The organism is Geodermatophilus sp. SYSU D00814, assembly GCF_054050055.1.
Window position 1 is genome coordinate 129342 of sequence record NZ_JBJGYP010000014.1, and the last position, 8872, is coordinate 138213.

Here is an 8872-nt window from a genome sequence, read left to right on the forward strand (position 1 = left end):
GTGCCGGTGCCCGCCGTCCCCCTGGTCCCCGGCGACCGCTCGCTCCCCCCGCCCTTCGACCACCCGCACGCCTCGGCCGTCGCCAGGGAGATCGCCGAGCGGGGCACGGTCCTGCGCGCTCAGGTCGGGTCGGGCGTGCACGGCACGTCCGTGGCCGGCCAGGACGACCGCGACGAGATGGGCGTCTGCCTGGAGCCGCCGGAGTACGTCACCGGCACCGCCCGGGTGCCCGCAGGCCTGGCGACGACCGAGACCGTGCCCTTCGAGCAGTACCACCGGCACACCGCGTGGGACCGGCCCGGCGGGCTGGCCAACCGGTCGGGCGCCGGCGACGTCGACGTCGTCGTCTACTCGGCCCGCAAGTGGGCCCGGCTGGCCCTGGGCGGCAACCCGACGGTCCTGCTGCTGCTGTTCGTCCCCGACGAGGAGGTCGTGGTCCGCGACGCCGCGGGCGCGGAGCTGGTGGCGCACGCCGACCGGTTCGTCTCCCGCGTGGCCGCCGACCGGTTCCTCGGTTACCTGCGGGGCCAGCGGGCGGCGATGACCGGGCAGGCCGGCGCGCATCCGAACCGGCCCGAGCTCGTCGCCGCGCACGGCTTCGACGTGAAGTACGCGATGCACGCGCTGCGGCTGGGCCTGCAGGGCGTGGAGCTGCTGACCACCGGCCGGATCACGCTGCCGGTGCCCGAGCCCGACCGCGCGTACCTGCGCCGGGTCCGCCGGGGCGAGGTGCCGCTGGCCGAGGTGGTCGCGGCCGTCGACGACGCCGAGGCGCGGCTGGCCGCACTGCGCGACAGTCCGGCGGTACCCGCCCGGCCCGACCGCGCCTGGGTCGACGGCTGGCTGCACCGGTCGTACCTGGCGTACTGGGCCGCCCTCGGCCGCTGACCGGGACGACGAGAGCCCCGGCCGCTGGGCAGCGGCCGGGGCCCTCGTCGGGGGTGGCGGGAGGTCAGCCCGCGTAGTTCACGTGCACGTGGTCGAAGTGGTTCGCGGTCACGCTGCCGCGGTCCTCCATCGCCTTCCACGCGCCATCGGGCGAGGTCAGGATCCGCTGCTGCCAGATCACGTACTCCACGCCGAGCTCGTCCCAGTGGTCGATGTGGTACTGGGCGATCGCGTCGCCGAGGGCGGCGTCGGACATGACCATGTAGTCCAGCGCCAGGCCCGAGGGGTGCCCGTTCGGGTCGACGGCGCTGCCCCGCGTGCCGCCGATGGTGATGTCGGCGGCGCCCGGCACGTTGCTGACGACGACGTCGGCGGCGGCCTGGGCGACCGGCTTCACGGCGCCGGCGGTGTTGGTGATGGTGGCGATGGCGTTCGCGACCTGCGGCGCGGCCGCGGCGATCGGCGCGACCTCGGCGGCCGGGGCGGACTCGCCGGCGGTGGCGGCCGGGGCCGGAGCGGCGGCCGCGGGGGCCTCGGCGGCGGGGGCCGCACCGCTGACGGCGAGCACCTGGCCCGGGTAGATCCGGTTCGGGTCGCCGCCGATGACGTCGACGTTGCGCTGGTACAGCTCGCGCCAGCTCTGCTGGTGGGCGTCGGCGATCTTCTTGACGGTGTCGCCCCAGCGGACCGTGTAGTCCTCGGTGGCGTCGTCGGCCGGGGCGGCCGCGGGCTGCTCGGCGGGAGCCGCAGCGGGGGCGGGCGCCTCGGCAGTGGCGGCCGGGGCGGGCGCCTCGGCGGCGGCCGCGGTGGTGCCGTCGGCCAGGAACGCGCCGCAGTGCGGCCAGGCGCCGATGCCCTGGCCGGCCAGGACGCGCTCGGCGATCTGGACCTGCTCGGCGGGGGTGGCGAGGTCGGCGCGCGCGGCGAGCTCGGTGCCGCCGAAGCCGGCCCAGGTGGACTGGCTGAACTGCAGGCCGCCGTAGTAGCCGTTGCCGGTGTTGATGCTCCAGTTGCCGCTGGACTCGCACTCGGCCACACCGGACCAGTCGTGCGTCTCGGAGGCGGAGGCGGAGGCGGGGGCGCTCAGGACGCCGAGGCCGACGGCGGTGGCGCCGGCGACGACAGGGGCCCGGGCGATGACCTTCTTGGTGCGGACGTAGCGGGGTGCGCGGTGCTTGGGCATGGTGATGATCTCCCGATCACCGCCGGCGAGGTGAGCTGTCGGGTTCGGGCGATCGGTGCCCGGCCGCGGTGTCGCGGCTTCACCCCGAGGCGCGCGTCAGGACAGGCCCCCGTAGGCCGTCGCGCGCCGGAAGTGGTTCCCCCACCCCTGCCCTGGGTGTTGGTGTGGGCGACCGGTGGGCAGGGTTTGGCGGACCGGCGCCGCGCTCCGATTGGCCGAGCGCAGCCAAAACGTTACATATCGTCATGGCAACTGTCGTTGTGTCGCCGGTCACATTCCGTTAGCGGTGGGACGCGCGGGGTATCTGAGGCGCCCTGCCCACCCCCGGGTGCACCCCGGATGCCCAGGTCAGCGGCGAGGCGCCGCGGTGCGCCGCCGGACGCCGCCGGGCGGGCAGTGCGAGCAGGACCACACCGGCGCCGGCCGACGACGGGCGGCCCGGGCGGGCGCCGGAGGGCTCAGCCGAGAGCGCGGGCCGCGGCCTCGCGGAGGGCGACGGCGAGGTCGGCCTCGGCGCGCTGGTCGGTGCCGACGACGACCACTCCCGGCCCGCCCGGCGCCAGGGCGTCGGGCAGCTCGCCGGGCGCGGTGACCCGCGTGGTGGCCCAGCCCAGCGCCTGCGCGACCGCTGCCAGGTCGCGCCCGTGCGGCGTCCCGAACACCCGCCGGTAGTCGCGCGCGTACGCCGGCCGGCCGGGCTCGAGCTGGGCGAAGATCCCGCCGCCGTCGTTGTCCGGCACGACGAGGGTCAGGTCCGGGCGCGGCTCGCCCTCGCCGGTCAGCAGCCCCTGCAGGTCGTGCAGGAAGGTCAGGTCGCCCAGCAGGGCCACCGCGGGGCCGCCGGAGGCCAGCGCCGCCCCGACCGCGGTGGAGACCGTGCCGTCGATGCCGGCCACGCCCCGGTTGGCCAGCACCGTGACGTCGCCGCGCGGGACGGCGAGCCGGTCGACGTCGCGCACCGGCGTCGAGGAGCCCAGCACCAGCAGCGCCCCGGCCGGCAGCGCGGCGACGACGTCGCGGGCCAGCCGGGCAGCGGTGGGGGCCGGCGCGGCGTCGAGCAGCGCGTCGACGGCGGCGCCGACCCGGGCGGCGGCCCCGGTCCAGGCCGCGGCCCAGCCGGGGTCCGACGGTGGGCCCGCGGGCGGGGCGGCGCGGCCGACCAGCGCGCTCGACCGGCCGGCGTCGGGCCACCGCGGGGTCGCCGTCACCGTCTCCACCCGTACCCGCGGGTCGGCCAGCAGCGCCGACACCGGCCGCGACAGCGTGGGCCGGCCGACCACCACGACCCGGTCGGGACGGTGCGCGTCGAGCCAGGAGGGCACGCCGAGCAGCAGCGCCCCGCCGCGGACGGCGTCGCCGGTCCACGCCCCGCCGCTGGGCTCGGCGACCACCGGCCAGCCGGCGGCAGCGGCGCCGGCCGCCCACGCGCGGCCCGCGGCACCGGGCCCGTCGCCGGCGACCACGAGGGTGCGCGGGCCGTCGCCGATCGGACCGGGCGCGGCGGGCGCGGGGACACCGGCGGTCCACGGGGCGCCGTCGGCGCGACCGGCCCACGGGCCGGTCAGCGGACCGGGCTCCTCCTCGGGCAGCAGCGGGTCGCGGAAGGGCAGGTTCAGCTGGACCGGTCCGGGGTCCCCGGACAGGGTGCCGGTGGCCGCGAGCAGCGCCCGGGACACCACCGAGCGCCAGTACCGGTTCTGCGCGGCCTCGCGGCCGGCCTCGGGCACGCCGACGTCGGCGGCCCAGCGCACCGCGCCGCCGTAGAGGCCGGGCTGCTCGATCGTCTGGTTGGCGCCGGTGGACCGCAGCTCCGGCGGGCGGTCGGCGGTGAGCGCGAGCAGCGGGACGCCGCTGACGTCGGCCTCGAGCACCGCGGCGTGCAGGTGCGCGGTCGCCGTCCCGGAGGTGGTGAGCACCGGCACCGGCCGGCCGGAGGCGCGGGCGAGGCCCAGGGCGAGGAAGGACGCCGTCCGCTCGTCGATGCGCACGTGCAGCCGCAGGGCGCCGGCGCGCTCGGCCGCGGCGAACGCCAGGGCGACCGGCGCCGAGCGCGAGCCGGGCGCGACGACGGCGTCGCGGACCCCGCCGCGGAGGAGCTCGTCGACCAGCACGCGGGCCAGCGCGGTGGAGGGGTTCACGCGGCCAGCACCGCGGCCAGCCGGTCGGCCCAGCGCCCGGTCACCTCCGGGGACGCCGCCACGTCGGCCAGCCGGTCGGGGGTCACCGGGCGCACCGGCAGGACGCCGTCGACCGGCCGCAGCGGCTCGCTCGTCACGTCGCCGCCGAGGAGGGCCCCGGTGGCCAGGCCGCAGGCGAAGGGCAGCTCCGGCAGTGCCGCGGCCAGCGCGACGCCGGCGGCGAGGCCCACCGAGGACTCCAGCGCCGAGGAGACGACGCACGGCAGGCCGTGCGCCTCGGCGACGCGCAGCGCCGCCCGCACCCCGCCGAGCGGCTGCACCTTGAGGACGACGACGTCGCAGGCCTCGCGCAGGTCGACCGCGAGCGGGTCGTCGGCGCGGCGGAGGACCTCGTCGCCGGCGATCCGGACGTCGGTGCGCCGGCGGAGCGCGGCCAGCTCCTCGACGGTCGCGCACGGCTGCTCGACGTACTCCAGGCCCACCCGGTCCAGGTGGCGGATGCGCGCCACCGCGGTGTCCACGTCCCAGGCGGCGTTGGCGTCGACGCGGACCGCGCCGCCGGGGCCGAGCGCGTCGCGGACGGCCTCGACCCGCGCGAGGTCGTCGGCCGCGGTCTGCCCGGGCTCGGCCACCTTCACCTTCGCCGTCCGGCAGCCCGAGGCGGTGACGATCGCGTGCGCGCGCCCGGCGTCGACCGCGGGCACGGTGACGTTGACCGGCACGGCGTCGCGCACCGGCGCCGGCCAGCCGGTCAGCGCGGCCTCGGCCGCGGCGGCCCACCACCGACGGCTCTCCAGGACGCCGTAGTCCCAGAACGGGGAGAACTCCCCCCAGCCGGCCGGGCCGCGCACCAGGACGCCGTCGCGGACGTCGATGCCGCGGAAGCGGGTGCGCATGGGCACCGACCACACCGCCGGCCGGTCGATCCCCTCGGGGAGACCGGCGGGGGTGATCACGCCCGCCAGCGTAGATCGCGCGCCTCGTACCCTGGTTCGACGTGCCCCGGCAGCTGACCGTCCTCCCCGCGCCCGACGGGCCCGACGACGTGCTGCGCACCGTGCTGCCCGCCGTCCGCGCGGCCCTGGCCGGCAGCGCACCGCTCGCCGTCCTGCCGGCCGGCCCCGCCGCCGCTGCCGCCCGCGCGGTCCTCGCGCCGGAGGAGCCCCTGGAGGACGGCGCCGACGTCGTCGTCGTCACGTCGGGGTCCACCGGCGGCGGGCGCGGCGTGCTGCTGCCGGCCGCGGCGCTCACGGCCTCGGCGACCGCGACCCTCGACCGCCTCGGCGGGCCCGGCACCTGGCTGCTGGCGCTGCCGGTCTCCGCGGTCGCCGGGCTGCAGGTGCTGGTCCGCTCGGTGGTCGGCGGCACCGTCCCGGTCGTCCTCGGCCCCGGCGAGCCCCTGGCCGGCGCGGTCGCGCGGCTGCCCGCCGGCCGCCGCTGCACCGCGCTGGTCCCCACCCAGCTGCGCCGGTACCTGGACGCCGAACCCGGCGCGCTGCGCGCCTTCGACGCCGTCCTCGTCGGCGGCGCGGCCACCGACCCGGACCTGCTGGCGCGCGCCCGGGCCGCCGGGGTCGCCGTGGTCACCACCTACGGGATGACCGAGACCTCCGGCGGCTGCGTCTACGACGGCCTCCCCCTCGACGGCGTCCGGGTCCGCGTCGACGACGACGGGATCGCGATCGCCGGCCCCGTGCTGGCGCTCGGCTACCGCCGCGACCCGCAGGCGACGGCGGCGGCCTTCGCCGGCGGGGAGTTCCGCACCCGCGACGCCGGGACGACCGGGCCCGACGGGCGGCTGACCGTCACCGGCCGGCTCGACGACGTCGTGGTGACCGGTGGGGTGAACGTCGCGCCGCAGGCGGTCGAGGGCGTGCTGCGCGCGCACCCCGAGGTCGCCGACGCCGTCGTCTTCGGCCGGCCCGACGCGGAGTGGGGGCAGCGGGTGGTGGCCGCCGTCGTGCCCGCGCCCGGCGCCGCGCCCGACCTCGCCGCGCTCCGGCCCTGGGTCACCGAGCGGCTGGGCGGCCCCGCCGCCCCGCGCGAGCTGCACCTGGTCGACGCCGTGCCCACCCTGCACACCGGCAAGCCCGACCGCCGCCGGGTCGCGGCCCGGCTCGGCGGCGGGGACCGCTAGTGGCCACCGCCGCGCAGTGGGTGGCCGGTGCCCGGCCCCGCACGCTGCCCGCCGCGCTCGCACCGGTGCTCGTGGGCACCGGCGCGGCCGCCGCTCTCGACGGGTTCCGGCCGGTCCCCGCTCTGCTGGCCCTGCTGGTCGCGCTCGCCCTGCAGGTGGCCGTCAACTACGCCAACGACTACTCCGACGGGAAGCGCGGCACCGACGCCGACCGGGTGGGGCCGATGCGGCTGGTCGGCTCGGGCGCGGCGCCGGCCCGGCAGGTGCTCGTCGCCGCGCTGCTCGCCTTCGCCGTCGCGGGCGTGGCGGGGCTGGCGCTCGCGGCGCTGTCGAGCTGGTGGCTGGTCGCCGTCGGCGCGGTGTGCATCGCCGCGGCGTGGACCTACACCGGCGGGCCGCTGCCCTACGGGTACCGGGCGCTGGGCGAGGTGTTCGTCTTCGTGTTCTTCGGCCTGGTCGCCGTCGCCGGGACGACGTTCGCGCAGACCGGCCGGGTCGAGGGGCTCGCCGTCGCCGCCGCGGTGCCGGTCGGGCTGCTGTCGGTGGCGCTGCTGGTGGTCAACAACCTGCGCGACGTCGCCGGGGACGCCGTCGTCGGCAAGCGGACGCTGGCGGTGCTGCTCGGGGACACGCGGACCCGGCTGCTCTACGTCGGGCTGCTGGCCGGCGCGTTCGCCGTCGTCGTCGCCATCGGGGTGGGGCGGCCCTGGGCGCTGCTCGCGCTGGCCGCCGCGCCGCTGGCGCTGCCGCCGTCGCGGGTGGTGCTCTCCGGCGGCCGCGGGCCGGCGCTGATCGCCGCGCTGCAGGCCACCGGGCTGCTCACCCTGGTCACCGGTGTGCTGCTGGCCGCCGGGCTCGCCCTGTCGGGCTGACCGTCCCTGCCGCCACACTCGCGGCATGGGCGAGCCCGGGTTCGGGAGCTGGTTCGCGGCCTACCTGGCCGACTTCGCCGCGCTGGGGCGCGGGGACACCGACGACGTGTCCCGGCTGCTCGCCCACTACGGCGTGCCGCTGGTGCTCAGCAGCGACGCGGGGAGCGTGGTCCTGCCCGACGAGGAGCGCGTGCTGGCCGCCGTCGCCCGGCAGGTCGAGGGGCTGCGGGCGGCCGGCTACGACCGCAGCGAGGAGCTCTCCGCCGTCACGACCGTGGTGAACCGGACGTGCGCGTTGCACCGCGCCGCCTTCGCCCGGGTGCGGGCCGACGGGAGCGTGATCGGCCGGGTGGAGACCACCTACGTGGTCGTCGACGGCCCGGCCGGCCGCCGCATCGTGGCCCTGCTGGTGCACGCGGCCTGACCGCGGGGCGGGCTCAGGCGGCGGCGTCGCCCGAGAGCCGGGCGCGGAACTGCTCCTTGGCCCGGCGCTTCTCCTCCGACCGCACCACCAGCGCGGTGCTGAGCTGCTCGCGGGAGCGGCGCAGCAGGACGTAGGACACCGGCATCGACAGGACCAGGCCGAAGAGCGCCCCCGACCAGAAGTCGAGGCCGACCATCCACAGGACGACGGTCAGCAGCGCGAAGACGGCCAGCCGGCCGATGGTGTGCACGAGCAGCCAGGGCAGCACCTTCGGCCGCACCGCCGGCCGCCCGTCCGGGCCCACCGGCGTGACCGGGGTGCGCTCCTGCTCAGCCATGACGGCCCTCCCACTTCGTCGACAGCACCACGGTGGTGCGGGTCCGGGCGACGCCCTCGATCCGGTTCAACGCGTTGATGGCCGACTCCAGTGCCGGGATGTCGGTCACCCGCACCTTGAGCACGAAGGCCTCGCTGCCGGCCACGCGCCAGCAGTCCTCGACCTCGGGCATCGCCCGCAGCGCCGCCTCGACGCCGGTGTCGTCGACCGAGTCGCTCTCGATGACGCCGACGAGCGCGGTGACGTCGAGCCCGAGGGCGACCGGGTCGACGACGGCGCGGTACCCGGTGATGGTGCCGGCCGCCTCGAGCTTGCCGACCCGCTCGTGCACGGCCGGCGCCGAGAGGCCGACCTGGCGGGCGAGCTCGGCGTAGCTGGCCCGGCCGTTGGCGCGCAGCAGGTCGATCAGCTGGCGGTCGACGGCGTCGATGACGGGCTCCATCCAGACTCGGCGGGGGTCCCCGCGCGGCGCATCGCGCGCCACCCCTCCAGTATCACAGCGGTCGTACAGTGGCGGAGAGGCCCGAGTCGAGGGGGGTGGGCGCCGTGGCGTTCGTCGTGCTGCTGGGAATCGCCTTGGTCGTGGTCCTGCTCGTCGTGCGGGCGACCGCCGCCGCCGGTGGTGACCTGCGCCGGCCGCCGCCCGAGCGTCGTCCCCGCGCCTCGCGCGATCCCCGCCCGGTCGCCCCCGACGACGACCCGGAGTTCCTCCGCGAGCTCGGCCGCCGCGTCCGCCGCGACGACGGTTCCCCCGCCTAGTCCCCGCCCGCGCCTCCCGTGCACTTCCGCGGAAGGTGACCCCCGCCGACGTCACGGCCGCGCTGCGCCGCGCGGAGCCGACCGCCGTCCTCGCCGTGCCCGACACCGCGCCCTGGGACGGCCCGGCCGGCGTC

10 protein-coding genes and 1 riboswitch are annotated in these 8872 nt (G+C 78.3%); of the genes, 5 read left to right on the plus strand and 5 right to left on the minus strand.

All coding sequences use genetic code 11. The annotated features are described in order from the left end of the window. Nucleotides 1-6: 6 nt before the first annotated feature. On the plus strand, nt 7-888 hold the full coding sequence (locus ACI780_RS13070; protein ID WP_456869276.1) for a nucleotidyltransferase domain-containing protein: 882 nt from the start codon (nt 7-9) through the stop codon (nt 886-888). 64 nt (nt 889-952) lie between these two features. Here the strand turns inward: ACI780_RS13070 and ACI780_RS13075 are convergent, their stop codons facing one another. From ACI780_RS13075 to ACI780_RS13085, 3 genes are all read right to left on the minus strand, one after another. Next, on the minus strand, nt 953-2071 hold the full coding sequence (locus tag ACI780_RS13075) for a transglycosylase family protein (protein ID WP_457003346.1): 1119 nt from the start codon (nt 2069-2071) through the stop codon (nt 953-955). 4 nt (nt 2072-2075) lie between these two features. After that, nucleotides 2076-2246, minus strand: a riboswitch (cyclic di-AMP (ydaO/yuaA leader). 283 nt (nt 2247-2529) lie between these two features. Then, the gene (menD, locus tag ACI780_RS13080) at nt 2530-4209 is read right to left on the minus strand and encodes a 2-succinyl-5-enolpyruvyl-6-hydroxy-3-cyclohexene-1-carboxylic-acid synthase (protein ID WP_456869278.1); all 1680 of its coding nucleotides are present in this window, start codon (nt 4207-4209) and stop codon (nt 2530-2532) included. Then, nucleotides 4206-5165 (minus strand): o-succinylbenzoate synthase, encoded by a 960-nt coding sequence (locus ACI780_RS13085; protein WP_457003347.1) that lies wholly within the window; start codon nt 5163-5165, stop codon nt 4206-4208. Before ACI780_RS13085 ends, menD begins: the two co-directional genes overlap by 4 nt. A 41-nt stretch (nt 5166-5206) precedes the next feature. On the opposite strand from ACI780_RS13085, the gene menE reads away from it, so the two are divergent. Genes menE through ACI780_RS13100 form a run of 3 tightly spaced genes read left to right on the plus strand, consistent with a single transcriptional unit; the run spans nt 5207 to nt 7642 of the window. Then, on the plus strand, nt 5207-6346 hold the full coding sequence (menE, locus tag ACI780_RS13090; protein ID WP_456869280.1) for an o-succinylbenzoate--CoA ligase: 1140 nt from the start codon (nt 5207-5209) through the stop codon (nt 6344-6346). Next, nucleotides 6346-7218, plus strand: coding sequence for a 1,4-dihydroxy-2-naphthoate polyprenyltransferase (locus ACI780_RS13095; protein WP_457003348.1), 873 nt, complete (start codon nt 6346-6348; stop codon nt 7216-7218). Before menE ends, ACI780_RS13095 begins: the two co-directional genes overlap by 1 nt. Nucleotides 7219-7243: 25 nt before the next feature. Continuing rightward, entirely contained in the window at nt 7244-7642 is a 399-nt protein-coding gene (locus ACI780_RS13100; protein WP_457003349.1) for a DUF6841 family protein, read from the plus strand. Nucleotides 7643-7655: 13 nt separating this feature from the next. Here ACI780_RS13100 and ACI780_RS13105 read toward each other — a convergent pair whose 3' ends face one another. Together ACI780_RS13105 and ACI780_RS13110 are read right to left on the minus strand one after the other, a co-directional pair. Beyond that, nucleotides 7656-7979 (minus strand): DUF4229 domain-containing protein, encoded by a 324-nt coding sequence (locus ACI780_RS13105; RefSeq protein WP_456869283.1) that lies wholly within the window; start codon nt 7977-7979, stop codon nt 7656-7658. After that, nucleotides 7972-8421 carry an Lrp/AsnC family transcriptional regulator gene (locus ACI780_RS13110; RefSeq protein WP_456869284.1) on the minus strand — a complete coding sequence of 150 codons (450 nt, stop codon included), beginning with the start codon at nt 8419-8421 and terminating at the stop codon, nt 7972-7974. Before ACI780_RS13110 ends, ACI780_RS13105 begins: the two co-directional genes overlap by 8 nt. A gap of 104 nt (nt 8422-8525) precedes the next feature. Between ACI780_RS13110 and ACI780_RS13115 the strand changes: the two genes are divergently transcribed. Then, entirely contained in the window at nt 8526-8738 is a 213-nt protein-coding gene (locus ACI780_RS13115) for a hypothetical protein (protein WP_457003350.1), read from the plus strand. Nucleotides 8739-8872: the final 134 nt, after the last annotated feature.